The 26,309-nt window shown below is 64.6% G+C and carries 23 protein-coding genes; 19 read left to right on the top strand and 4 right to left on the bottom strand.

Features of this window, described 5'->3' with window-relative positions:
- Positions 1-33: 33 nt before the first annotated feature.
- From FXF75_RS07880 to FXF75_RS07825, 12 genes are all read left to right on the top strand, one after another.
- On the top strand, positions 34-1,524 hold the full coding sequence (locus FXF75_RS07880) for a DHH family phosphoesterase (RefSeq protein ID WP_163521356.1): 1,491 nt from the start codon (positions 34-36) through the stop codon (positions 1,522-1,524).
- A 72-nt stretch (positions 1,525-1,596) separates the two neighbouring features.
- Entirely contained in the window at positions 1,597-2,424 is an 828-nt protein-coding gene (locus tag FXF75_RS07875) for a CBS domain-containing protein (protein ID WP_163521355.1), read from the top strand.
- A gap of 148 nt (positions 2,425-2,572) precedes the next feature.
- Positions 2,573-3,592 (top strand): ABC transporter ATP-binding protein, encoded by a 1,020-nt coding sequence (locus FXF75_RS07870; protein ID WP_163521354.1) that lies wholly within the window; start codon positions 2,573-2,575, stop codon positions 3,590-3,592.
- Positions 3,589-4,383 (top strand): ABC transporter permease, encoded by a 795-nt coding sequence (locus FXF75_RS07865; protein WP_163521353.1) that lies wholly within the window; start codon positions 3,589-3,591, stop codon positions 4,381-4,383. Before FXF75_RS07870 ends, FXF75_RS07865 begins: the two co-directional genes overlap by 4 nt.
- A 44-nt stretch (positions 4,384-4,427) precedes the next feature.
- Positions 4,428-4,610: a hypothetical protein gene (locus FXF75_RS07860; RefSeq protein WP_163521352.1), complete on the top strand. Its 183-nt coding sequence runs from the start codon at positions 4,428-4,430 to the stop codon at positions 4,608-4,610.
- A gap of 477 nt (positions 4,611-5,087) precedes the next feature.
- The gene (locus FXF75_RS07855; RefSeq protein ID WP_163521351.1) at positions 5,088-6,431 is read left to right on the top strand and encodes a DUF6895 family protein; all 1,344 of its coding nucleotides are present in this window, start codon (positions 5,088-5,090) and stop codon (positions 6,429-6,431) included.
- A 59-nt stretch (positions 6,432-6,490) separates the two neighbouring features.
- On the top strand, positions 6,491-7,366 hold the full coding sequence (locus tag FXF75_RS07850; RefSeq protein WP_163521350.1) for an ABC transporter ATP-binding protein: 876 nt from the start codon (positions 6,491-6,493) through the stop codon (positions 7,364-7,366).
- A complete protein-coding gene (locus FXF75_RS07845; protein WP_163521349.1) occupies positions 7,326-8,969 on the top strand; it encodes an ABC transporter permease in 1,644 nt (547 codons plus the stop codon). The genes FXF75_RS07850 and FXF75_RS07845 overlap by 41 nt, the downstream gene beginning before the upstream one ends.
- A gap of 50 nt (positions 8,970-9,019) precedes the next feature.
- Positions 9,020-10,720 carry a methylmalonyl-CoA mutase gene (locus FXF75_RS07840; protein WP_163521348.1) on the top strand — a complete coding sequence of 567 codons (1,701 nt, stop codon included), beginning with the start codon at positions 9,020-9,022 and terminating at the stop codon, positions 10,718-10,720.
- Positions 10,721-11,823: 1,103 nt separating this feature from the next.
- Complete coding sequence (locus FXF75_RS07835; protein WP_163521347.1) at positions 11,824-12,042, top strand: hypothetical protein; 219 nt, start codon at positions 11,824-11,826, stop codon at positions 12,040-12,042.
- Positions 12,043-12,212: 170 nt separating this feature from the next.
- Positions 12,213-14,204, top strand: coding sequence for an acetate--CoA ligase (gene acs, locus FXF75_RS07830; RefSeq protein ID WP_163521346.1), 1,992 nt, complete (start codon positions 12,213-12,215; stop codon positions 14,202-14,204).
- Between the two features lie 475 nt (positions 14,205-14,679).
- Positions 14,680-15,090, top strand: a complete 411-nt coding sequence (locus FXF75_RS07825; protein WP_163521345.1) for a hypothetical protein — start codon at positions 14,680-14,682, stop codon at positions 15,088-15,090.
- 15 nt (positions 15,091-15,105) lie between these two features.
- On the opposite strand, the gene FXF75_RS07820 is transcribed toward FXF75_RS07825, so the two are convergent.
- Positions 15,106-15,405 (bottom strand): hypothetical protein, encoded by a 300-nt coding sequence (locus FXF75_RS07820; RefSeq protein ID WP_163521344.1) that lies wholly within the window; start codon positions 15,403-15,405, stop codon positions 15,106-15,108.
- A gap of 207 nt (positions 15,406-15,612) precedes the next feature.
- On the opposite strand from FXF75_RS07820, the gene FXF75_RS07815 reads away from it, so the two are divergent.
- The 7 genes from FXF75_RS07815 to FXF75_RS07785 all read left to right on the top strand — a co-directional run bounded on the left by FXF75_RS07815 (position 15,613) and on the right by FXF75_RS07785 (position 23,293).
- Complete coding sequence (locus FXF75_RS07815; RefSeq protein ID WP_163521343.1) at positions 15,613-17,232, top strand: long-chain-fatty-acid--CoA ligase; 1,620 nt, start codon at positions 15,613-15,615, stop codon at positions 17,230-17,232.
- A 238-nt stretch (positions 17,233-17,470) separates the two neighbouring features.
- Complete coding sequence (locus tag FXF75_RS07810; protein WP_163521342.1) at positions 17,471-18,796, top strand: substrate-binding protein; 1,326 nt, start codon at positions 17,471-17,473, stop codon at positions 18,794-18,796.
- 129 nt (positions 18,797-18,925) lie between these two features.
- On the top strand, positions 18,926-19,879 hold the full coding sequence (locus FXF75_RS07805; protein WP_309221779.1) for a branched-chain amino acid ABC transporter permease: 954 nt from the start codon (positions 18,926-18,928) through the stop codon (positions 19,877-19,879).
- Positions 19,876-21,060, top strand: coding sequence for a branched-chain amino acid ABC transporter permease (locus tag FXF75_RS07800; protein WP_163521341.1), 1,185 nt, complete (start codon positions 19,876-19,878; stop codon positions 21,058-21,060). The genes FXF75_RS07805 and FXF75_RS07800 overlap by 4 nt, the downstream gene beginning before the upstream one ends.
- Positions 21,060-21,818: an ABC transporter ATP-binding protein gene (locus FXF75_RS07795; protein ID WP_163521340.1), complete on the top strand. Its 759-nt coding sequence runs from the start codon at positions 21,060-21,062 to the stop codon at positions 21,816-21,818. The genes FXF75_RS07800 and FXF75_RS07795 overlap by 1 nt, the downstream gene beginning before the upstream one ends.
- A 13-nt stretch (positions 21,819-21,831) precedes the next feature.
- Positions 21,832-22,584 carry an ABC transporter ATP-binding protein gene (locus FXF75_RS07790; protein ID WP_163521339.1) on the top strand — a complete coding sequence of 251 codons (753 nt, stop codon included), beginning with the start codon at positions 21,832-21,834 and terminating at the stop codon, positions 22,582-22,584.
- On the top strand, positions 22,550-23,293 hold the full coding sequence (locus FXF75_RS07785) for a thioredoxin domain-containing protein (protein ID WP_163521338.1): 744 nt from the start codon (positions 22,550-22,552) through the stop codon (positions 23,291-23,293). The genes FXF75_RS07790 and FXF75_RS07785 overlap by 35 nt, the downstream gene beginning before the upstream one ends.
- 20 nt (positions 23,294-23,313) lie before the next feature.
- Here FXF75_RS07785 and FXF75_RS07780 read toward each other — a convergent pair whose 3' ends face one another.
- The 3 genes from FXF75_RS07780 to FXF75_RS07770 form a co-directional block, all read right to left on the bottom strand.
- On the bottom strand, positions 23,314-23,712 hold the full coding sequence (locus FXF75_RS07780; RefSeq protein WP_163521337.1) for a universal stress protein: 399 nt from the start codon (positions 23,710-23,712) through the stop codon (positions 23,314-23,316).
- A gap of 165 nt (positions 23,713-23,877) precedes the next feature.
- Entirely contained in the window at positions 23,878-24,150 is a 273-nt protein-coding gene (locus FXF75_RS22520; protein ID WP_309221778.1) for a cox cluster protein, read from the bottom strand.
- 304 nt (positions 24,151-24,454) lie between these two features.
- Positions 24,455-26,239 (bottom strand): cytochrome c oxidase subunit I, encoded by a 1,785-nt coding sequence (locus FXF75_RS07770; protein ID WP_240334575.1) that lies wholly within the window; start codon positions 26,237-26,239, stop codon positions 24,455-24,457.
- Positions 26,240-26,309: the final 70 nt, after the last annotated feature.

Raw genomic sequence — 26,309 nt, 5'->3', positions numbered from 1 at the left:
CTTTAGGCCGCGCAACAGAAAGCGCGGATTAGGATGGTCTCCCGGTTGGTGTTGGGGTGTGGAACCGTCGGTCAGAACATCGTAGAGGCGTTAGCCGACGGTCCCGGGAGTCTGTTGGTCGTCGACGACGCCGAGAACCGCATCGAGGCGCTCCGCGAGGAGGGCGTGTCGGCGACGCTCGGCGACCCGACCGACCGCGAGACGGTGCGAGCGAGCGCTGACGAACCCGACATGGTCGTCGTCGCGGACTGCGACTCCGAGACCAATCGGCGAGCCACGGAACTCGCGGTCGAGTTGTTCCCCGACGCGTACGTCGTCAGTTACCTCGGCAGAGACTACGACTCCGACCAGCGCGAGCGCATCGTCGCGCTGGCCGACCGGGTCATCGACCCGAACGAGGCCATCGTCCAGCAGGTGTTGGGGGTCTCGCTCGGCGAACACGCGGACCTGACGGCGAACCTCCAGCGGACGCTCCGGTCGATAGACGGGACGCTGGCCGTCTTCATGCACGACAACCCCGACCCCGACGCCATCGCCAGCGCGGTGGCGCTCTGTCGCATCGCGGAGGAGGTCGGCGTCGATGCGGTTCCCTGCTACTTCGGCGAGATATCCCATCAGGAGAACCGGGCGTTCGTCAACCTGCTCGAACTGGACCTCCGGAATCTCGAGGCGGGACCCGAACTCGACCTCTCGGAGTTCGGGGGCATCGCGCTGGTGGACCACTCTCGCCCCGGCGTCAACGACCAACTCCCGACCGACACCGTCGTGGACATCGTGGTGGACCACCACCCGCCGAAGGAACCGGTCGAAGCGGGGTTCGTGGACCTCCGGAGCGACGTCGGTGCGACTTCCACCCTGTTGTCCGAGCACATCCAACGGCTCGGTATCGACCTCTCGGAGTCGGTGGCGACCGGTCTCCTCTACGGTATCCGCGTCGATACGAAGGACTTCTCCCGGGAAGTCTCGACGGCCGACTTCGAGGCCGCCTCTTTCCTGCTTCCCCACGCCGACGTTGGGACACTGGAGCGCGTCGAGAGTCCGTCGGTCAGTGCCGACACGTTCGAGACGATGGCGCGGGCCATCGACAACCGCCGGGTCGAAGGCACCGTGCTGGCGACCTGCGTCGGAAAGCTCTCGGACCGCGACGCGCTCGCGCAGGCGGCCGACCAACTCCTCGACATGGAAGGGATAACCACGACGCTGGTGTACGGGTTCCGCGACGGGACGGTGTTCGTCTCCGCGCGCGCCCGCGGAACCGCCATCGACCTCGGCGAGACGGTGCGGGCGGCGTTCGGCCAAATCGGGAGCGCGGGCGGCCACGCCGACATGGCGGGTGCTCAGATTTCGCTCGGTCTGCTCGGCGAAGTCGAGAAGGAAGAGGAGTCCTCGCTGACCGACATCGTCAGCGACGTGATTACGGACCGCTTCTTCGAGACGATTCAGTCGTCGCCAGAGACCGACAGCGAGTACGCCCGGGGCGGCGAGGCGAGTTTCGAAACGACCGTCGTCGAACGCGAGGACTGACGGCACCGGGAGGGGTCTCGGACGGGACGTGAAGCGGGAATCCTTTTGACCCGCGACCGCATCCAACCAGTCATGGACGTGGCCGTAGCGGACGGCGGGACTGCCGACGGCAAGCCGAAGGTCAAAGACTACATGACCCGCGACGTGGCGACGGTATCGCCCGACGCCACCGTGGACGAGGTCGCGCGTCGCATCGTCGAGAGCGACGAACACAACGGCTACCCCGTCTGTGACGGACGGCGGGTCGAGGGATTCGTCAGCGCGCGCGACCTCCTGCTCGCCGACGACCGCGAACCGATATTCAAGGTGATGAGCAAGGACCTCATCGTGGCCCACCCCGACATGAACGTGAACGACGCCGCGCGCGTCATCCTCCGGTCGGGCATCCAGAAACTCCCCGTGGTGGACGACGCGGGCAACCTCGTGGGCATCATCTCCAACACCGACGTGATTCGCTCCCAGATAGAGCGAGCGACGCCCGAGAAGGTCGGTAAACTCATGCGGACCCTCGAATCCATCCACGACACCGAGGTCGAACAGACCCGCAAGGAGGTCCCGCTAGACGACCTCACCCCGACGCAGGGGAAGGTCTACGCCGACGAGTTGGAGGGCCGGACCTACGAACTCGAACGCGGACTGGCCGAACCGCTCGTCGTGATAGACGCCGCGCCGAACAGCGCCGGCGGCGACTTCCTGCTGGCCGACGGCCACCACCGCGTGATGGCGGCCGACAGACTCGACGTCGAGGAGATGGACGCCTACGTCATCCTCGTGGACGAGGACGTGGAACTCGGGATGGAGAAGACCGCCGAGAAGGAGGGTCTCGACTCGCTGGACGACGTGACGGTCGTGGACTACGCTCGCCACCCCCTCGTGGAGACGACGAAGCGATTGCAATAGCTCTTTTCTCTGCCGCGGCGGGGTCGAGTCGGGACGAGTTTCGTACGCCCTGCGTTTTCCGACGTGACGAAGCGACCGCCGACGTTCACTGGAGAGTCGAACGGTCGGATGGGAAAATTTTACACGTCCCTGCCCTATTTCCATAAGCATGGATTCACCAGAACACAGACAGGAAAATCCAGTCCTCTCGGTCGATGGACTCCGAAAGACGTACGGCGACGGCAGTGTGGTCGCCGTCGACGACGTGTCGTTCTCCGTCGAACGCGGCTCCGTCGTCGGACTCCTCGGACCGAACGGAGCCGGAAAGACCTCGACCATCAAATCCATCCTCGGTATCGTCCTTCCAGAAGAGGGTGACGTCGAAGTCGATGGCGTGAACGTCCACGACGAGAGCAGCGAGACCTACCGGAAAGTGAGCGCCGTCCTCGAAGGCGCTCGAAACGTCTACTGGCGGTTGACAGTCAAGGAGAACCTCTCGTTCTTCTCGCAGCTACAGGGCATCGACCCGCGAGACCACCGCGAGGAGCACGAGGAGTTGCTGGAATTACTGAACATCGACCACAAGGCCGACGAGGTGGTCAAGAACCTCTCGCGGGGCATGAAACAGAAGACTGCACTGGCCTGTGCGCTCGTCCGCCAGACGCCGGTCCTCTTTCTGGACGAACCGACGCTCGGACTCGACGTGGAGGCGTCTCACGACCTACGGCAGGAACTCGACCGACTCGTTACTCAGGAGAATCGGACGGTCATCCTGAGCAGCCACGACATGGACGTGGTGCAGGACCTCTGTGACCGCGTCATCATCATGGACGACGGGGAAATCGTGACCGACGAGTCCGTCTCGGAACTCGTAGACCTGTTCCAGACCGAATCGTACGAAGTCGTGGTCGAAGACGACGCTCCGACGGCGGCGCAGCGAGCGCTCGAACGTGAGTTCGACGTGAACGAGTGGCGCGAGCGCGGCGACTGGATGGTCTGTGAGGTTTCGATGACCGAACGCGAGCGGGTCCACGACCTGATGGCCGTTCTCGAGGAGTTCGACCTGACGCCCCGGTCGGTGTCGGTCGTCCAACCCGACCTCGAAGAGGTCTTCCTCGAAGTGACCGCCGACGGCGCCGACGAGACCAGAACGGACGACGCGCCCGAGATGGTGGAGACCCGAGCATGAGCGCGGGACATCTCTACCTCTTCACGCGAGCGTCGCTGTTCAAGTCGCTCATCCTGATGCGGCGCTACCTCTTCAACACGGTCGCCCAAATCGTCAGCATGTACATGCTGTTCGCGGTCATGTTCTTCGGCGGCCAACAGGTCGCTGGCGCGGCCATCACCGAGTCGATAGACGGCATCATCGTGGGATACTTCCTCTGGATGCTCATCATGAGCGCCTACTCGTCCATCGCAGGTAACATCACGAACGAAGCCCAGTGGGGGACGCTCGAACAGCTCTACATGTCACCGCTCGGATTCGACCGAGTCGTCGGCGTCAAGACAGTGGTCAACGTCGCCGTGAGCCTGCTCGTCTCGACGACGCTGCTCGTCTTGATGCTCGCGACGATGGAGGTGGTGTCGGGCGGTGTCGCGCTGAGCCTCGACCCCCTCACCGTCGTCCCGATAGTCGTCCTGACGCTGGCCCCCGCGGTCGGACTGGGGTACATCTTCGGCGGTCTCGCCCTCCTGTACAAACGGGTCGAGAGCGCGTTCCAACTCATGCAGTTCGCGTTCGTCGGTCTCGTTGCGGCTCCCGTCGAGCAGTTCCCGCTGTTCAAGTTCGCGCCGTTCTCGCTCGGTAGCTACCTGCTCCGCGAGGCGATGGGTCAGCAAAAGAGCCTGCTGGAGCTCCCGGCCGCTGACCTCGGACTCCTCGTCGCCGTGGGCGTCGTCTACCTCGGAATCGGGTACGGCGCGTTTCGGTTCGTCCAGCGGACGGCGCGTGAGCGAGGCGTACTGGGCGAATACTAAAATTTTGGCAAATTTTAAGTTATTATAATAACATAGATATATCAATGAGCGACGAGGAGCGAGTGAGCGAACCGGACGACGTTACGCTCAAGAGTCTGACCGAGAAACTCCACGTGAAAATCCCCTTTTCGCGGTCGTACGTGTTCAACGGCCAGAAAGGCGCGTTCATAATCAAGTACGACCGGCAGCGACCGATAGACCGCGTTCTCGACGAGAGCGACGACTAGGTTTTCTTCTGTCCACATGAATAAAATATTTTATAACAGAAAGATTTAACATATAACAGAACAGGTAATGATATGGCGGTGACACTCACCGCCGTGGACAACCAATGTCTGAACACGTTTCCCTCAGCGACCTGACCGAAGTCGCACAGACCAGCATCACCAACCCGCAGGACTACATCTACTCGGGCGACAACCACACGCTCTACGTCAAGGACTAACCAATGAGTAACAACATCTCCCTCAGTGACCTGACCGAAGTCGCACAGACCAGCACCATCACCAACCCCGAAGACTACACCTTCGTCGGTGGCAGCTACGTTTACGACGTCAAGAACTGAACCGGCGGATTCGTAGCACTTCAGCGACGTAACCGCAAAATTTTTCGCGATACTCCGTGGGTAGAATCGCGGGACCTCCACATAATACGTATTCGCAAATATCGAAGATTAAATATGATGTGGGTATTAGAATAGTTGTATGAAAGCCGAAACGACCCCTATGCCCGACCCCGTCCCCGCCTCGAAGTTCGAGTCCGAACTTCGAGACCTCACGGTCCGGGCGGACGAGTGGATTGAGGCCCACGCCGACCAGTTCGACCCGATGAACTGGGGCGACATCGAGCAGCGGAGCGTTCGCCGCAAGGCCTTCGGCGAGTCGGCGCTCTACCTCCACGTCGCCGAGCGTGAGGGCGAACCGAGAGCAGAACGGCTGAAGCAGTTACTGATAGAGCGGTCGAACGACTTCGAGTACCAGCAGCTATTGGCGCGCAACCCTCAGGAGGTCCACAAGTTCGGGTATCCCCTCGTCTACGCATCGACCCACGGCGAACTCTCGGACGAGGCCCGCGAGATGCTACACCGGACCCTCGACCGTCAGACGGTGTGGGCGACCGAACTCCCGCCGTTCCGAAAGCTCGACCTCCAACACCTCGCACGGATGTACGGCTACGACGTCCCGTACGACACGCCTGACTTCGACGCTCTCGTGGACCAGAGCTGTGCGAGCTATCGGCTGAATCCGGTCGAGATGACTCGGCGCGAGGTGTACGCGCTGACTCACAACTTCCTGTTCTACCACAACTTCGGGAACCCCGGAGACGGGTTCCCCGGCGACGCGGTGTCGTACGACCACCCCGAGACGCTCCACGGGCTGCTTCTGCGCTTCATCGCGGCCGACGACTGTGACCTAGTGGGCGAACTCCTCTACTCCGCGGCGCTCCAGCGTCAACTCCCGCCGGGACTCGCTCGGTTCGCCCTCGGATGGCTCCTCGAACAGGTCGCGGACGAGGGGTACGTGCCGAGTCCCGCCGACGGCCTTCCCATCAGCGCGGTTGCCGAGTCGGACGGACTCACGGACCTAGATATGGGCACGTGGGACGACGAAAGCGCGAAGTGGGGACGACACTATCACCCGACGCTGGTCGCGGCGTCGATGGGTCGCATCCTCGGCGAGGCGTGGCCCGAAATCGACCGCGAGGAGAACCGACGCGACCTCAACTACGACGAGGAGGCCGAGAACCTCTACGAACTCGGCGCGGTGTTCGACTCGCTGGCGGACTACGACCTGCGAGAGAGCGCGGACCGACTCCGCGACCTCGCGGACACACCGACAGCGGCGGCCTACCCCGACGTCTTCGAGTTCGCGGTCGAATTCCTCGAAGCCCAGCAACGCCCGGACGGCGAGTTCGGCTTCTGGACCGACGAGAAGCGAGTGTATCTCTCGATGGACGAAGACCACGACGAGGAGAGCTTCGCGGAACAACTACTCTCTCCGACCACCGAGACCTGCCGAGAGACCATCGACGCGATTCGAGACCGGTAATTCACCCACGGAAACATGAACAACAAATACAATCCGCGATAAAATCGATGGAAGGAACGATGCATCTATCCCTTTCGAACCTTGGAAAGCGTTGGGGTCCCGATGTATGGGGGCTTCGAGACGTGAGCATCGAGTTGGAACCGGGCGTCTTCGGACTCCTCGGGCCGAACGGCGCCGGCAAGTCGACGCTCATGCAGATGATAACTACCGTCACGAAACCGACGAAGGGTGAGATTCGGTGGAACGGAACCGACGTGACGGAGTCCCCCGACCAGTTGCGGTCGGTGTTGGGATACCTCCCACAGGACTTCGGCGTCTATCCCAGCCTGACCGCCGAGGAGTTCCTCGAATACGTCGCCGCGCTGAAAGGGATGCCCTCGGACGTCGCGACCGACCGCATCGACGCGCTCCTCGCGCTTACGAACCTAGAAGACGTGCGCGACCGACGTTTGGAGACGTACTCGGGCGGGATGCGCCAACGCGTCGGCATCGCGCAGGCGCTGTTGAACGACCCGGACCTGCTGGTCGTGGACGAACCGACGGTGGGTCTCGACCCCGAGGAGCGCGTCCGGTTCCGGAACGTCGTCGCCGACCTGTCCGAGGACCGAATCGTGTTGCTCTCGACTCACATCGTCTCCGACATCGAGGCGACCGCGACGGACCTCGTGATTCTCGACGAGGGCCGACTCCAGACGCAGACGACACCGGAAGGCCTAATCGAGCAGGTCGAGGGCGACGTGTGGCAGTGGACGGTGTCGACCGACGACCTCGACGCAGTCAAGGCCGAGTACTCGGTGACGAAGACCGCCCGGAGCGACGGCGGGATACGGGTCCGCGCGGTGTCGCCGACCGCGCCCGCGTCCGACGCGACGCCGGTCGACCCGTCGCTCGAAGATGCGTACCTCTCGGTACTCGGAGGTCGAGGAGCGGTCTGACGTGTTTCGGAAGTGCTACCACGTCGCCAAGGCCGACTTCCTCGCGCGCGTCCGCGACCGACGACTGTTCGCCGTCGTCGTGGCAAGCGTCTATCTCGGTCACCTGACGACGGTCGGGGACGTCCAACTCGTCCTCGGCGACCCCCGGTATCGCGGTGTCTACAACGCCGCGTGGATTGGGACGGTGATGGCGCTCACCGCGAGCGCCGCGATGGCGGTGTTCGGCTTCTACCTCGTCAAAGACGCGGTCGCCCGCGACGAAGGCGACGGTCCCGGCCAGCTCGTCGCCTCGTCGTCGATTAGCGACCTTGAGTACCTCTTCGGGAAATGGGCGAGCAACCTCGCGGTCCTCGCGTCGCTGATGGTCGTCATGGCCGGGTCGGTCGTCGCGCTCCTCTGGCTTCGGGGCACCGGACCCGTGGTCGTCTCGGACGTCGTCGTGCCGTTCGTCTTCGTCGCGTTTCCGGTCGCCGCGTTGGTCGCCGCGGTGGCCGTCCTCTTCGAGACGACGCCCGTCCTCCGCGGGTCGCTGGGGAACGTCGTCTACTTCTTCGGCCTCGTCGTCCTCGTCGTCCAGTCGCCGGTCGACCCGCTCGGCGGGACGCTGGTCAAAGAGAGCATGGAGACCGCACTCGTCGCCCAACATCCGGCCTACGACGGGAGCGGCTACGTGTTCGGACAGGTCGCCGGGTCGGTCGGAACCTTCCGGTGGAGCGGTCTCGACGTGACTCGCGAACTGCTGGTCCACCGCGTCGCCTATCTGACGGTCGCCGTCGCGCTCATCGCCATCGCGGCGGTTCCCTTCCGCCGATTCGACCCCGCCGCGGGGCCGACCCTGCCGGGTGCGTCCCGACTGTCGGCGCTCCTCGGACGCGGCGACGCGACCGGCGGCGACTCGCCCGCGGACGACCGCTCTGTGGCCGACCCCACCGGCGACGAGGAGACGGCGACCGCCGGTTCGACCGGCGACTCGGTCGCGAATCTTCCCGAGTTCGACGGAGCCGCACAATCGATGCGACCGCTCCGACTGCTCGGGGCCGAACTCCGGATGGCGGTTCGGGGCCGGTCGAAGCTCTGGTATCTCGGGGCGGCCGTCCTCGTCGGCGGCGGTCTCGTCGCTGGACCCCAGGCCGCGACCGGCGGCCTCCTCGTCGTCGCGTGGGTGTGGCCGATGTTCGTCTGGTCGGGACTCGGTGCGCGCGAACACCGCTACCGCACCGAGTCGCTGGTGTTCTCGTCGAACTACCCGGTCGCGCAACTCGCCGCGACGTGGCTGGCGGGCGTCGTCGTCGCCGTACTCTTCGTGGCCCCGGCCGCGGCCGGACTCGCGCTGACCGGAGAAGCAACGCGATTGGCCGCACTGGCGGTCGGCGTCGTCTTCGTCCCATCGCTGGCGCTCGCCGCGGGCGTCGTCTCGAAGTCGTCGCGACTCTTCGAAATCGGCTATCTCCTGCTGTGGTATCTCGGTCCCGCGAACCGGACGACGGCGATAGACTACTCCGGGGTCACGAGCGCGCCGCCGCACACGGTCGCCAGCTACGGAGTCGCGGCGGTCCTACTCCTCGGTCTCGCACTGTTCGTGCGCCGTCGCCGCGTCGCCTGAAGCACCGCGATTCACGCAACTTCATTATCCTTCGGGCAATACTTGAACGCATGTACGACGAGGACGACCTCGCGGAGATACGCGACGCGAAGGAGGAGTGGGAGGAAGAGACCCTCGGTCCCGTACTCGACGCCTACGGCGAGCGCAAGGACCGGTTCGCCACGGTGTCGAACCTCGAAGTAGACCGGCTGTACACCCCCGACGACGTGGCCGACATCGACTACGAGGAGGACCTCGGCTTCCCCGGCGAGGACCCCTACACCCGCGGGGTCTACCCCACGATGTACCGCGGGCGGACGTGGACGATGCGCCAGTTCGCCGGGTTCGGCACGGCCGAGGAGACCAACGAGCGCTTCCACTACCTCATCGACGAGGGCCAGACCGGTCTCTCTACCGCGTTCGACATGCCGAGTCTGATGGGCAAGGACAGCGACGACCCCCTCTCGGACGGCGAGGTCGGCAAGGAGGGCGTGGCGGTGGACACCCTCCGTGACATGGAGATTCTGTTCGACGGCATCGACCTCGCCGAAGTCTCAACCTCCTTCACTATCAACCCCTCCGCGCCGGTCATCTACGCGATGTACATCGCGCTGGCCGACAAACAGGGCGTCCCCCGCGAGGAGATTCGAGGCACCCTCCAGAACGACATGCTCAAGGAGTTCATCGCCCAGAAGGAGTGGGTGATTCCGCCCGAACCCAGCCTCGACATCGTCACCGACACCATCGAGTTCGCCGTCGAGGAGACCCCCAAGTTCAAGCCGGTCTCCATCTCGGGCTACCACATCCGCGAGGCCGGTTCGACCGCAGTGCAGGAACTCGCGTTCACGCTCGCCGACGGGTTCGCCTACGTCGAGGACGTGATGGAGCGGGGTCTCGACGTGGACGAGTTCGCCCCGCAACTCTCTTTCTTCTTCAACTCCCACAACTCCATCTTCGAGGAGGTCGCCAAGTTCCGCGCGGCCCGGCGCATCTACGCCAACGTCATGGACGAGTGGTACGGTGCCGAGGCCGAGGCCAGCAAGCAACTCAAGTTCCACACCCAGACCGCGGGCCAGAGCCTGACCGCCCAGCAGCCCCTGAACAACGTGGTCCGAGTGACGATTCAGGCGCTCGCCGGGGTCCTCGGCGGCACCCAGAGCCTCCACACCAACAGCTTCGACGAGGCGCTCGCGCTCCCCTCCGAGAAGGCCGTTCGGGTCGCGCTCCGCACCCAGCAGATAATCGCCGACGAGTCGGGCGCGGCCGACATCGCCGACCCGCTCGGCGGGTCGTTCGCCGTCGAGAGCCTGACCGACGAGGTCGAGGAGAAGGCGATGACCTACATCGAGGAGATAAAGGAGATGGGCGACGGGTCGGTCCGCGACGGCGTCCTCGAAGGCATCGAGCAGGGCTACTTCCACCGAGAGATTCAGGACGCCTCCTACGAGTATCAGGAGCGCGTCGAGGCGGGCGAGGAGACGGTCGTCGGCGTCAACAAGTACGAGATGGAGGAAGACACCCGACCCGACATCCTCAAGGTGGACGAGGAGACCCAACAGCGCCAACTCGACCGCCTCGCCGAGGTCAAGGAGGAGCGCGACGACGCCGCGGTCGAGACCGCGTTGGACGACCTGCAGGACGCCATCGACGACGGCGAGAACGTGATGCCCGCCATCGTCGACGCGGTGAAGGCCTACGCGACGATGGGCGAAATCATGCAGGTGTTCGAGACCGAGTACGGGAGCTATCAGGAGACCGTTAATTTGGCGTAGGTGTAACGGTTGTCTTGAGATATGACCACGGGTCCCTCCAAACTCGTCAGACTCGCGGACACCGTTTCGGAACTTCTCTACACTATCGCTGGCGGACTGTTGCTCGGATTGGGTGGTTTCGGACTCGTCGTAACGGCTCTCCGAATAGTCCGTGAATCAGTACCGTCTGACCCCACGCTATCGGTGGTCGTCGTTCTATTCTCGTTGTCGTCTCTCACTCTGGGCATCCTCGTGACTCCTCGCCTCCGTCGTCGAGTGGACCGTCGGCAATCACCCACTCAGTTCGGGCGGACCCGAGAGGTCGATACTCGGGTCCTTCACTCCGAAGAGGAGCTAACGGACGATTGCGTCGTTTGCGGAGGACAGTCGAATCAGGGGGCCGTTCGGCGGTATCGTGAGGAGTGGTACGTCGCCGGAGTACCGGTCTTCACGCTCTCGGAGAACCACAACGTCTACTGCGTCGAGTGTGCCACTGCGGAGGGTACGAGTCCCGTCGAAGCCGACGAACCTCTCGCCGAAACCGAACTGAACTGAACGCGGTCGGTTACTTCTGCTCGAAGGGTAGAAGCCTTTGGGACGTGCTGTCGAAGAAGCAGTAGACACATCTTACTTCCCGTCTCACCGAGAGATGACACAAATACCACACCATGAAAACGAGACGGGAGTTTCTCACGACGGGTCTCGCAACTGTTCTCGCACTTAGCGGTTGCGCGTCGTTCGCCGAGAGGACGGACGAGACACGCATTCGGTCGGTACGGGTCATCAACTCGGACCAGAGACGACACGAGGTACGTATCGTCCTTCTGAAACAGAATTCGGTCGTCTTCTCCGACCAGCGGACCGCAAGTGCACAGGAAGACGAGGTTACGGGAGGGTACGTCGTATCTGAGGGATGGGAGAAGGAACCTGGGAAGCACACTATCGCGGTGAAAGTAGACGATGGGCAATGGCGACAACGAACGCTCGAAAATCCCGAAGAAAGCGACTGTCTGAGCGTCATTATCCGCGTACAGGACAATAGCGAAGGGGTGATTCTAACTCACTCGCGGGGAACCTGCTAGAACGCACCGAATCCTCTTCAGGGTCGCCCCCGATAACTCTGTATGGACTACACCGTGCAGTACTACGACCTCGTGTTGGTCGCCATCTTCGCCACGATGGGAGTCGGCGCTGTCGTCGGCGTGCTGACCTCGCTCGCGCTCCCGACCGCCGTGATAATCGCGGGCGTGGTCGCCGCGCTGGTCATCGCCCACAGCCTGTTCGTCAGGGGACCGGTGGACGAACCCGGAGACCTCACCGACGAAGTGGACGCGCTGAACTGAGCGACGTGAGTCGAGTGGGTGGACGACGCGAGGTCGAACCAAGTCACGCGGGCGGTACGCAATCGCGAAGTCTCGGGACCTGCGTTCGGGAACGTCGCGTTCCCCGCCATCAGGTGTGCTAACTCTCGCCAACATTTATTGCTCTCCTGAGTGAGTATTCGAACTGACCTATGCCAGACGATACCGCCGAACTCGAAGCACGGCTCGAAGAACAGGACGAGTTCGAGCCGCCCGAGGAGTTCGTCTCGCAGGCGAACGTCTCGGACGCCTCCGTCTACGAGACGTTCGAGGAGGAGTGGCCCGAGTGCTGGGAGCGGGCGGCCGAACTCCTCGACTGGGACGAGGAGTACGACACGGTGCTGGACGACTCGAATCCGCCGTTCTACGAGTGGTTCACCGGCGGGAAGCTGAACGCCTCGGCGAACTGCCTCGACCGCCACCTCGACGACCGGGGCGACGAGGCCGCAATCGAGTGGGTCGGCGAACCCACCGACGAGGAGAATCGTACCTACACCTACGAGGAACTCCACCGCGAGGTCAACGAGTTCGCGGCCGCGCTACAGGAGATGGGCGTCGGCGAGGACGACGTGGTGACGATGTACATGCCGATGATTCCGGAACTCCCCATCGCCATGCTGGCGTGCGCCCGCATCGGCGCACCCCACAGCGTCGTCTTCGCGGGCTTCTCCGCGGACGCCCTCGCCACTCGGATGGAGAGCGCGGACTCCGAGTATCTGGTGACCGCCAACGGCTACTTCCGGCGGGGCGACGCGCTCGACCACTACGAGAAGACCCGCGAGGGTCTCGCCGACGTGGGCCACGAAGTCAGTGACGTGGTGGTCGTAGACCGACTCGGCGAACACGGTCACGGCCACGACCTCGAAGACAACGAGCACTACTATCAGGACCTCGTCGAGGAACAGCAGGGCGCGGAAGTCGACCCCGTCTCACGCGACGCGGAGGACATGCTGTTCCTGATGTACACTTCGGGAACCACCGGACAACCGAAGGGCGTCAAACACACCACCGGCGGTTATCTGGCGTGGACGGCGTGGACGTCGCAGGCCGTGCTGGACGTGAAGGCCGAAGACACGTACTTCTGCTCGGCGGACATCGGCTGGATTACCGGCCACTCCTACATCGTCTACGGCCCGCTCACGCTCGGGACGACCACGATGATGTACGAGGGGACGCCCGACCACCCCGAACGCGACCGCCTCTGGGAGATTATCGAGGAGTACGAGGCGACGCAACTCTACACCGCGCCGACCGCGATTCGAGCGTTCATGAAGTGGGGCACCGACTACCCCGACCAGCACGACCTGTCGAGTCTGCGCCTGCTCGGGACGGTCGGCGAGCCAATCAACCCCAAGGCTTGGAAATGGTACTACAAGCACGTCGGCGGCGAGAGCTGTCCCATCGTGGACACGTGGTGGCAGACCGAGACCGGCGGCATGATGGTCACGACTCTGCCGGGCGTCAACACGATGAAACCCGGGAGCGCGGGACCGCCATTGCCGGGCGTAGACGCGCAAGTGGTGGACACCGAGGGTGAGCAGGTTGAGGCCGGGCGGGCCGGATATCTGACGGTCCAGAAGCCGTGGCCGGGGATGCTCCGGACGCTCTACCGGAACGACGAGCGCTACGTGCAGGAGTACTGGGCGGAGTACTCCGACACCGACAGCGACGACCCCGACGACTGGGTCTACTTCCCGGAAGACGGTGCGAAAATCGACGAGGACGGCTACATCACGGTCCTCGGGCGCGTGGACGACGTACTGAACGTCTCGGGCCACCGCCTCGGCACGATGGAAATCGAGTCGGCCATCGTCGGCGTCGAAGGCGTCGCCGAGGCCGCCGTCGTCGGCGGCAAGCACGACGTGAAAGGCGAAGCGGTCTACGCCTACGTCATCACCGAGGACGGCTACGAGGAAGACGACGAGATGCGCGACCGCATCGTCGAGGGTGTCGAAGACGCCATCGGTCCTATCGCGCGACCCGAGGCCGTTATCTTCACCCCAGAACTCCCCAAGACCCGCTCGGGCAAAATCATGCGCCGACTCCTCGAAGACATCGCCAACGACGAGGAACTGGGCAACACCTCCACGCTCCGGAACCCGGACGTGGTCGAGGACATCCAGCGGAAGGTCAGCGGCGACTGACCGCGACCGGCGCGGCCCCTCAGAGGGCGGGGGTAGAGACCGGCTACGCTCGGGGTAATCGGGTTTTACTTTTCGCCGACGCGCACGAACTCGCTGGTATGGTCGAAACCGACCCTGCGGTATGCCGACTGGCGAGATTCTCGGAGCAGTACCGGCGGCGGACGTTCGACGAGTTGGTCAGCGATTTCGAGATAGACCGGGCCACCGCCGCCTCCGCCGACGCACGGACGAGTCTGAAACTCTTCTTCCGGATGTACGGGTTCAACCGCGCCGGTGCGATGAAAGCCGGGTACCAGCACCGCGCAGTGTCGGCCCTCGAACGGACGGACCCCGGGGGCGAAATCGACCCGGACGAACTGTGGGACAACTTCCGACGGGAGTGCGAACGCACCGACACGGGCGTCTACGAGCGACTCAACCGCGGCGTCGTCACGGACGCCGCGCGACTCGCCAACCGCGAGGGCAACCTGTTCCGGTGGGTCGGGAGGGAACTCGGCGACCACGGTCGGTTGACCGTTCCCTACGACGACTCACGTCGATTCGCGGCGTCGGACCGGGCATCGCGAGGTTCTTCCTCCGGGACGCCGTGTGGCTCTCGGGCGCGGCGTCCGACCTCAGGCGTGAAGACCGCCACCGACTCCAACCGACGACCACGTGGGTGGCGCGGACCGCCCGACTGCTTTGGCCGGAACTCGGAGACGCCGACGACGAGACGCTGGCGAAACGAATCGTCGAGGCGTGCGCCGAGAACGGGGTCTGTCCCGTCGCGTTCAATCAGGGGGTCTGGTACTTCGCGCGGGAGACCCTCGACGGGGACGCGGAGCGACTCGAAGCCGAACTCCGCCGGATGCGGACGGGCGACCGGCCGCCTCAGAATGACGACTGAGAACGGGTTGCGGGTTCACGTCCCGAGCCAGTCGTTCGCGGAGACAGACTCGCCCACGTCGCGGCAGAACTCCGCGCCCTTCTTGCGCACTCTGCGACTCGACGGCAGTTCCCTCCTGTCTCGAATCCTCGTCTCTATCCACTGCGCCAATCGCTCGGCCTCGGTCTCGCCCGCGGTCCTGCGCACTTCCTCGATGGACTTCTCGTAGACGCGGCGGCGAGAGCGACCTCTTCGCTCGGACTCGTAGCGCTCGCGAGTTCCGACGGCGTCCTCGACGGCGCGGTCGATATCGCGCATCGATTGCGTGATGCTCACGGCAGAGTTTGTCGGTTCGCGGGGGAATACTTGATGGGCGTTCCCGGGCGTCGAGGTCACGTCGCAGTTGTACGGAGGCCGGATGTTCACCCCGGCGCGTTCTATCACCGGCGAAAGTACAGCGAGGTGTCGTCCGCAGTCTCGTCGTCCGTCGAATTACTTACCGCCACCCCAATTTATATCGTGAAAGTTGATGAACGATGCCGCATGCACAAACCCCTGCTGGTGACGGACTTCCTCGACAGAGCGCGGACCCACTACGGCGACCAAGAGGCCGTCGTGGCGACGACCGGCGAGCGCTACACCTACGACGAGTTGGGCGACCGGGTGGACCGACTCGCGGCCGCGCTGGCCGACCGGGGCGTCGAGAAGGGCGACCGGGTGGCCGTGCTGGACCCCAACACGCACTACCACCTCGAATCGGCCTACGCGGCCTTCGAGTTGGGTGCGGTCCACACCCCGCTGAACTACCGACTGACGCCGGACGACTACGAGTACATCCTGAACGACGCCGAGGTCGACGCCGTGGTCGCCGACTACGAGTACGCCGACAAGATAGAGACCGTGCGCGACGACGTGCCCACGGAGGTCTTCATCAGCAACGACGCCGACGCGACGGAGGGCGATTGGGAGGAGTTCGACGAAGTGGTCGCCGACGCCGACCCCGACGGCTTCCGGCGGCCGGAGATGGCCGAGGACGAGGTCGTCACCATCAACTACACCTCCGGGACCACGGGCGACCCGAAGGGCGTGATGCGGACCCACCGGACCGAGACGCTCCACGCGTACGTCCTCTCGGTCCACCACGAACTCTACGACGACGACGTCTACCTCTGGACCCTGCCGATGTTCCACGTCAACGGGTGGGGCCATATCTACGCGATTACCGGGATGGGAGCCAAGCACGTCTGTACACGCGGGGTGGACGCCGAGGGCGTCGTCGAGGCGATTCGGACCGAAGACGTATCGTTCCTCTGTGGCGCACCGACCGTCCTCAACATGCTCGTCGATTACTACGAGGGGAACGACCGACCCGAGATGACCGGCGACAACGACGTTCGGGTCACGACCGCGGGGTCGGCCCCGCCGGAGGCGACGATACGGGCCGTCGAGGACGAGTTCGGGTGGTACCTCAAGCACCTCTACGGACTGACCGAGACCGGCCCGCTGGTCACCATCTCGGACGCCCGCCGCCTGATGGGCGCCGAGGACGACAGTCGCTTCGCCCTCAAGAAGCGCCAAGGAATGGGCGTGCTGGGCACGGAGGTCGCCGTCGTAGACGAAGACGGCGAGGACGTTCCCCGCGACGACTCGACCATCGGCGAAATCGTGGTCCGGGGCAATCAGGTGATGGACGGCTACTGGAACAAACCCGAGGCGACCCAGCGGGCGTTCAACGAGCGCCGCGAGGGGTGGTTCCACACCGGCGACCTCGCGGTCATCGACGACCACGGCACGGTCTCGATTCAGGACCGCAAGAAGGACATCATCGTCTCGGGCGGCGAGAACATCTCCAGCATCGAAATCGAGGACACGCTGTTCGACCACGAGGCGGTCTCGGACGTCGCGGTCATCCCGGCCCCGAGCGACGAGTGGGGCGAGACGCCCAAGGCGTTCGTGGTTCCGGCGTCGGGCGACCCCGACGACCCCGGCGTGACCGAGCAGGAGATACGCGAGTTCACGAGGGAACGCATGGCCTCCTACAAGGCGGTCCGCCGCGTGGAGTTCGTCGAGGACCTCCCCGCGACCGCGACGGGGAAGATACAGAAGTACGAACTCCGCGAGCGCGAATGGGACGACGAGGACCGCATGGTCGGGCAGGGGTAACTCGCGGAGCGACGGGCGGTTCGCTGACTCGGACGCGACTATCTATCGCGTAACTGCCTCGGCATCCTGTATACTCCCCGACAGAAACTCTATTCTACGTAATAATTGTTGGGTTCGGGCAAGTATTACGAGAACCGGCGCCACATCTTCGCTACCTGCCGATTCCACCGATATTTTACATCTGTTCCGCCGGAATATTCCCGTATAATTATTAATGATGTTCTCGTCCTGTGATAGCATGGCACGGGGAGACAAAATCGACGTGTCGCGCAGAGACGTGGTGAAGATGGCCGGAGCGTCCGGTCTCGCCGGAATCGCGGGAGTAGCCGGGAGCGCGAGCGCACAGGAGTATCCGCCCATCGGGAACTTCCCGGTTCAGGGCCAACCGACGTTCGGGTTCACGGTCCCGCAGTCCGGACCGTACTCGTCGGAGGGACAGGACGAGCTTCGGGCGTACAAGTTAGCGGTCGAACACCTCAACAACGGGGGCGGTTGGGTGGACAACTGGAGCGACCTGTCGGGCGACGGGGTTCTGGGCGACCAAGTCGAGTTCGTCACGGGGGACACCGCGACCGACGCCGACACCGCCCGACAGACCGCCCGCCGGATGATTCAACGCGACCAAGCCATCATGCTCTCGGGCGGGTCCTCGAGCGCGGTGGCCATCGCGATTCAGGAGTTGGCCCAGCGCGAGAAGGTCCAGTACATGTGCTGTCTGACCCACTCGAACGACACCACGGGCAAGTCCTGCGTCCGCTACTCCTTCCGGGAGATGTTCAACGCCTACATGACCGCGCAGGCGCTCGTCCCGCCGGTCACGCAGGAGTACGGCCAGAACAACAACTTCTACCAGTTGTACGCCGACTACACGTGGGGCCAGACCGTCCAATCGTCGATGAGCAAGTTCTTCGGCGAGGCGGGGTGGACCGAACTGAACAGCGTCGCAACGCCGCTGGGAACCAAGGACTTCTCGTCGTACCTCTCGCAGGTGCCCCGAGAGAAGACCGACGTGCTGTTCCTCGACCACTACGGTCTGGACGGGTCGAACTCGCTGACGCAGGCCAAGGAGATGGGACTGGACCAAGACATGGAGATAATCGTCCCGCTGTACAACCGCCCGATGGCGCAGGCCGCGGGCGGGGCCATCGAGGGCGTGTACGGCACCGTCGCGTGGGACTCCCAGATAGACAACCCGCCGTCGAACCAGTTTTCGCAGGCCTTCCAGCAGAAGTACAACCGCGTCCCGTCGGGGGTCGCCCAGTTGGCCTACGCCCAGACGCTCCAGTACGCCGCCGCGGTGGAGCGCGCTGGCACCTTCTACCCGCCGGAGGTCATCAAGCAGTTGGAGGGCTACCAGTACAGCAACATCGGGATGGGCGAGGAGACCATGCGGAAGTGCGACCATCAGGCCCAGCGCGCCGTTCCGGTCGTGAAGGGCCTGTCCGCGGACGAGCAACAGCAGGGCCAGTTCTACGAGATAGTCAACCTCACGCCGAAAGGACAACTCGGCTACGCCTGCGACCAAGGACCTGCCGCCGAGTGCGACCTCGGACCGTACCAGTGACGTAGTCCGACCCCTCCTCGGGGTTCAAATGAAGGAACTAACCTTTATGCTTGCGAGAGGATATCACACAGACATGGTGGGGAGAACGTATCGTGGTTCGAGAGTCGAAGGCCGAGCGGGGGTGAGACCGTGACGCTCGTCGGCGGGCCGCTGTTCGTCGAGGCGGTGGTAGAGACGTTCCTGAACGGGCTACAGCAGGGCGCTATCTACGTCCTCGTCGCAATCGGACTGTCCATCATTCTCGGGACGCTGAAGTTCGTCAACTTCGCCCACGGGGCGCTCTACCTCGTCGGGACCTACGCCGGACTGCTCATCACACTCAAAATCACTCCGACCGGCGGGAAACTCGCCGACTGGGGGTACACGACGCTGGGTCTCGGGTGGGGGTTCCTCCCGGCGCTGGTTCTCGTCCCGATACTCGTGTTCGCCCTCGGCCTGTTGATGGAGCGATTCGTCGCCCGACCGTTCTACGACCGGCCCGACACCGACCAGATTCTGCTCACGTTCGGGTTGGCCATCGTGGTGCAGGAGGTGTTCAAAATCCTGTTCGGCGGCCAGAGCTACAACTTCGCCCGACCGGCGTGGGCCAGCGGACAAGTCAACCTCCCCATCGTGGGCACCTTCCCCGAGTGGCGACTGTACATCATCGCCATCACGGCCGGGGTCGTCGTACTGGTCTACGGTCTCATCGAGTACACCGACTTCGGTCTGGTCGTGCGCGCGGGGACGCGCGACGCCGAGATGGTCGAACTACTGGGCATCAAACTCTCGCGACCCTACCTGATGGTGTTCGGCGTCGGCGCGGCGCTGGCGGGCGTCGCTGGCGTGGTCGGCGGGCCGCTGTACGCCGTCAACCCCAACATCGGGACCGAGGTGCTGGTGCCCTCGTTCCTCGTCGTGGTCATCGGCGGGGTCGGTTCCATCACAGGCGCGGTCCTCGGGGGCATCCTCATCGGCGAGACGCTGGCGGTCATGGTCGCCGTCGCGCCCCAGTGGTCGCAGGTCGGCATCTACGTGCTGGCCGCGGTCGTCCTGTTGGCCCGGCCGCAGGGGCTGCTCGGGACCGAGGAGGTGGCCCCGTGAGCGACGAACCGACCGAGACGGCCGACGCCGCCGAGGACGCCGGGACCGTCGTCGAGCGGACCGACCGCGAACTCCCCTCGTGGGAACGCGTCACCGAGAGCGAGTGGTTCGTCGTCGGCGTGACCACGGTCGCGGTCGCGCTCTTCCCGTGGTTGTTCGCCCGCGCGCCGGTAGTCAGCGGCGTCCTGCGGGGGTATCAGGACCTCGCCACGCTCATCCTCATCTGGGGTATCTTCGCCATGGGGTTCAACCTCCTGCTGGGCTACACCGGCCTGCTGTCGTTCGGCCACGCCGCGTTCTGGGGCGGGGCGGCCTACGCCGCGGGCGTGTTCAGCGCGCAGGTGTCGTCGAGTCCGATTCTCGTCATCCTCGCGGGCACGACGTTCGCGGCGCTGTCGGCGTGGGTGCTGGGGTTCGTCTCGCTCCGGCGCGGCGGCATCTACTTCGCCATCCTGACGCTGGCGTTCGGCCAGATGGCCTACTACATGGCGCTGTCGCCGCTGGCGTGGATTACGGGCGGGGAGAACGGCTTCACGGGCGTCCAACTCGGGAAGTTACTGGGGGTGTTCCACCTCCGGTATCCGGTGCCGGGACTCGGTTGGTTGGTCGGGACGTGGAAGTACGTGCTGGTCGGGGCGGTCGCGATTCTGTGCGTGGCGGCCGCCAACCGCATCCTCCACTCGCCGTACGGGATGGTGTTCCGAGCCATCCGGGAGAACGACCAGCGCGCCGAGTTCGTCGGCCTGAACGTCTGGCGCTACAAACTGATGGCGTTCGTCATCTCGGGCACCTTCGCGGGCGTCGCGGGGAGCCTGTTCACCATCTACAGCGCGTACGTCCCGTTGTCGTCGTTCTACTGGACGACCAGCGGCGAGGTGGTCATCATGTCGGTGCTGGGCGGCGTCGGGTCGCTGTTCGGCCCGATACTCGGCGCGGGGGTGTACCTCTACGTCGAGAACATCGTCAGCGGGGTCCAGAAGCTGACCGTGCCGTTCACGGGTCCTTCGGAGTATCTGACGCTGGTCGAAGAACCCATCGTCCTGCTCGACGGTTTCGGGGCGTACTGGCACCTCATCCTCGGACTGGTGTTCGTCGCGGTCGTCGTCCTGTTCCCGCGGGGCATCTGGGGACTGTTAGAGGACGCGGGGAGCGCCCTCAGGCGGCTGGGAGGTGGTCGGTGATGGCGCTGCTGGAGACCCGGGGTCTCACCAAGTCGTTCGGCGGACTCGTGGCGGTGGACGACGTGGACCTCTCCATCGAGCAGGGCGAGTCCATCTCGGTCATCGGGCCGAACGGCGCGGGCAAGTCCACGTTCATCAACCTCGTGACGCGGATGCTCGACGCGACCGAGGGCGACATCTCGTTCAAGGGCGAGTCGATACTCCGCGACGACCCCCACGAGGTGGTCCAGAAGGGGGTGAGCCGGTCGTTCCAGACCGCCTCCATCTTCCCGGAACTCTCGGTCGAGGAGAACGCCCAAATCGCGGCGCTAGCGGCCGAACACGGCTCGTTCCGTTTCAACTTCCTCCGGCACCGCGACAACTACGGCGAGGTGGACGCGCTGGCCCGCCGGACGCTGGACGCGGTGGGACTGCTCGGTCAGCGCGACGTGGCGGCCGCGGACCTGCCGTACGGCGACAAGCGCCGCTTGGAGATTGGCATCGCGCTGGCGAGCGAACCGGACCTGCTGCTGATGGACGAACCAACCGCGGGGATGTCGCCCGAGGAGACCGCCGACACGGTGGCACTGATAGAGGAGGTCAAGGAGGAACTCGGCCTGACCATCCTGCTGGTCGAACACGACATGGAGGTTGTGTTCAACGTCTCGGACCGCATCGTCGTGCTGAACCGCGGGAGCGTCATCGCCGAGGGGTCTCCCGAAGAAGTTCAGGGCGACCCCGACGTGCAGGAGGCGTACCTCGGAGGTGTCGAGGCGTGAGGGAGGACTTACGATGAGTCTGCTCGAACTCGACGGCGTCGACGCCTACTACGGCGAGAGCCACATCCTCCGGGACGTGTCGCTGAGCGTCGAGGAGGGAGAGGTCTGCGCGCTCCTCGGGCGGAACGGCGCGGGCAAGACCACCACCTTACGGTCCATCTCGGGGGCGCGCCCGCCCGACGTTCGAGCGGGTCGCATCTCGTTCAAGGGCGAGGACGTCACCGCGATGGACCCCGAGGACATCTCGGCGCGGGGCATCTCGCTGGTGCCCGAGGAGCGGCGCGTCTTCCCGAACCTCACCGTGGCCGAGAACCTCCACCTCGCGGAGGTCTCGGAGAACCGCTCGAACACCGTCGGGCGGTCGCTCGGGCAGGTGCAGGTCGAACACGTCGGCATGACGACCGAGCAGGTGTACGAGGAGTTCCCGCGCCTGCGCGAGCGCAAGACCCAGAAAGCCGGGACGCTGTCGGGCGGCGAACAGCAGATGCTCGCCATCGCCCGCGCGCTGAAGCAGAACACCGACCTGCTCCTGCTCGACGAACCGTACGAAGGACTGGCACCCCAGATTATCGCGGACGTGGAGGACGCCATCCGGCGCATCCGCGACTCGGGCACCACGATTCTGCTGGTCGAGCAGAACGCGGTCGCCGCGATGGACATCGCCGACCGGTGTTACGTCGTCGACCAGGGGAGCATCGTCTTCGAGGGAACCGCGGCCGCACTACGTGAGGATGACGAAACGAGAGACCGATACCTCGGCGTCTGAGGCAGCGAGCGACGAACGAACTCGAACGGCGGTGACGACCGACGAAGCGGAGGCGCTGTTCGACGCGCTGGTCGCGGCGGACGTACTCGCGGTCGGCGAGGCCGGGGTCCGGACGACCGACGCGTTCGACGACACCCGCGCCGTCTACCACGACTCCTACGTCGGAGTGAGCGACGCCGAGTTCCACGAGGCGGTGGCCGCGACGTTCGGCCTGCCGGACGCCGACGCCGCGGCGGACCTCATCGCCGAACGCGAGGTGACTCGCTCGGAGTTCGTCTGCTACCTCGCCGTGCAGTCCCACCTCGACGACGCCGAGTCGCGTTCCGCGACCGACCTCGCCGCGATGGCCGGAATGGTCCACGAGGCGGTCCCGGACTCGCCGGTCCCGTCAACAATCGCGGACGTGACCGACGACCCCGACGCGTTCCTCGCCGGACGCGACCGAGCGGTGGTGTCGGTCTGGAAGCGCTTCTGCGACCCCTGCGAAGCGACGAAGGCCGACCTCGAGACGATTCTGGACGCGGTACCCGACGGGGTCGCGGTCGCCGGCATCGACGGCGAGGTGGCGGTCGAGTTCTGCCGGAACCACGACGTGGCGTCGGCACCGGGGTTCGTCGTCGTGGACGGCGACGACCGTTCGACGGTCCGCGAGAGCGACGCCGACGCGGTGGCCGAGCGCCTGCAGGCGGTCCTCCGCGACCGGGCATAGCCATCTCGTCTGCCGCCTGCCTACTCCTCAGTCGAACCCGATACGATGACCGGCCGGTCGGACTGCAGGATGACCGACTGGGAGACGCTCCCGAAGATGGCCTTTCCGGCGGGCGAGCGACTCCGCCCGCCGACGCAGATGCAGTCGGCGTCCTCGCTCTGGGCGAAGTCGAGGACGGTCGCGGCGGGTTCGCCGCTGCGCTCCGCGACCTCGACCTCGACGCCCGCCTCGTCGAGCATCTCCTCGGCGCGACGGACCGACCCGACCTGCGTCGCCGACGCGCCGCCGGGGTTCTCGGTGAAGACGTGGAGCAAGGTCGCTCGCACCTCGTCGGCCGCGCTGGGGAGGTCGGCGACTGCTCGGGCCTGTCTGCGCGCACGGTCTGACTCTTCGTCCACGGCGATGACGACGTGATACATGTTTCCAACGACGACGAAGGCGACCTTAGGTGTTGGCCTTGGAAATCGGACGTTCGAGAGCGTTCTCTTTCGGTTCGATACGCACCGCAGAAGTAGTTCGTCCTCGAACCGTCGTCCGCTCCGTCCCGGAGCATCGGACTCGCGTTCGCGCGCAGGCCGCCGCGTTCAGGGGTTCTCGCCGGGGCGCTCGGCGTCGGCGCGCTTCGAGACGACGACGACCAGCGCAAGCGGGACGCCGAGCGCCAGTCCGACCGTGACCATGCCGTACACCGCGAGACCGAGCGGCGTCGGTTGGAGTTCGACCAGTCCGAGGAGTGTGACCGGTGTGAGGTCGTCGGGACCGGCCACGCCCAGCACCGCGCCGACGACGCCGGTGATGGCGACGATGAGCGCGTAGAACGCGACCACGAACGACCGTCCGCCGAACGTCTCGCTCACGGTCGCAAGTCGGGACGGCGGAAGGATTAGCCTTTTCATCCGCTCGCGCCCTACCTCCACTATGACCGAGAAGGACATGCTGGCTTACATCCTCGGCGGCATCGCCATCCTCATGTTCACGATGGGAATCGTACTGGCGGTGACGTGACCGACGACGCGTCGCGCACGTTGGACCGTCTTCCCCGGATACGCCGGGCGTACCTCCCCGACTACCCGACGAGTTTCCGTAGCTAGCGCTGTCCGATACGAAGAACCGAAAAACGAAGAATCGAACCGAATCGAGAACTGCGGAGGCGAACGCCTTCTACTCGTCTTCTTCGACCGCTTCGCCGCCGTCGGTGGCGACTTCCTCACCGCCGTCTGCGAGTGCGGTCTCACGCTTGCGCTCGAACCACGTCCACTCCTTGGTCTTCATGCCGTCGTCTTCGAGGTCCCACGGGTCGCCGCTGCGGACGCGGGCACCTTCGAGCCACGACGTGACGATGTTGTAGACGAAGATGAGTTGGCCGAAGCCCATGATGAACGCGCCGACCGTCGCGATGACGTGGAGGTTGGTGAACATCGATACCAACTCCGAGTTACCGAAGACGTAGGTGGCGTAGCGCCGGGGCATCCCGCCGTAGCCGAGCAGGAGCATGGCGATGAACGTCACGTTGCTGCCAATCATGGTGAGCCAGAAGTGCCACTTGGCGAGAGTGCGCTGGTACATCCGGCCCGTGACGAGCGGGAACCAGTAGTAGATGCCCGCGAACCCGGCGACGGCGATGGCACCCATCACGATGAAGTGGAAGTGTCCGACCACGTAGTAGGTGTCGTGGAGGACGAGGTCAACCGGGATGGACGCGAGGAAGACCCCCGTGACGCCACCGATGATGAAGTTCTGGACGAACCCGATGCAGAACAGCATCGGCGCGGTCAGTCGGAGCCGACCGTTCCACATGGTCGTTATCCAGTTGAACGTCTTGACCGCGCTGGGTACCGCGATGGCGAGTGACACCGCCATGAAGCTCGCTCGGATGCGCGGGTCGATACCGGTGGCGAACATGTGGTGCGCCCAGACGCCGAAACTCAGGACCCCGATTGCCAGCGTCGAGTAGACCACGAACTTAAACCCGAACAGCTTCCGGCCCGAGAACCGCGGCAGGATGAGACTTACCAGTCCCATCGGCGGCAGCACGAGGATGTACACCTCCGGGTGGCCGAAGAACCAGAACAGGTGTTGCCAGAGGATGGGACCGCCACCCTCCGCGGCGAAGAACAGGGTACCGAAGTTCCGGTCGAGCAGGAGCATCACGAGCGCGCTCCCGAGCAGCGGGAACGAGAACAGGATGAGGCCCGACTGGGTAATCATCGTCCACGAGAAGATGTCGAGGTTCTCCCAGCCGACGTCGTCGCCGCGCTCGGTGAAGATTGTCGCGATGAAGTTTATCGCACCCATCGTCGCCGAGACCCCCGAGAGGTGGAGACCGAGCAACATCAGGTCCACGCCGGGGTTGGTCTGCTCGACCGAGAGCGGCGTGTACATCGTCCACGAGGTCTGGGCGGGTTGGACATCGCCGCTGGTCAGCGTCGCCAGCGGGAACCCGGCCCAGATGAGAACCGCCGCGGGCGGGAGGAGCCAGAACGCGATGGCGTTGATTCGGGGGAACGCCATGTCGTCCGCGTCGATGAGCAGCGGGACGAAGTAGTTCCCGAACGCCGCGATGATGGGCGTTCCGAACAGGAACAGCATCGTGATGCCGTGGGTCGTCAGCAGGGCGTTGTAGAAGTTCGCGCCGATGAAGTTCTCGGCGGGCGCGGCCAGTTCGGCCCGCATCAGCAGGACCGCGATGCCGCCCCACGCGAACGCGAACAGCCCGTAGATACCGTAGAGGATGCCGATGTCCTTGTGGTCCACGGTGGTCAACCAACGCACGATTCCGGCAGGCTTCTCGTGATGTACCTGCCCCGTCTGTTCGCCGACGTACCCGCCGCCGGTCGTGAGGGGCGTGTAGGAGCGCCAGTCCTCGAGTCTCGAGAGGAACGCGGCGACTCCAAAGAGGAGTACCCCCATGACGACGGTGAGTGCTATTTGTCCGGCTTCTACCATACGCCGAGGTCAGGACTACAAGGTAAAGAAAGGTTAGGATACGACCCGACTGCATCGGGGAGTTTCGTGC

The organism is Halorussus sp. MSC15.2, assembly GCF_010747475.1.
Lineage (GTDB): Archaea > Halobacteriota > Halobacteria > Halobacteriales > Haladaptataceae > Halorussus.
This window is presented reverse-complemented; position numbering and strand designations above follow the sequence as displayed.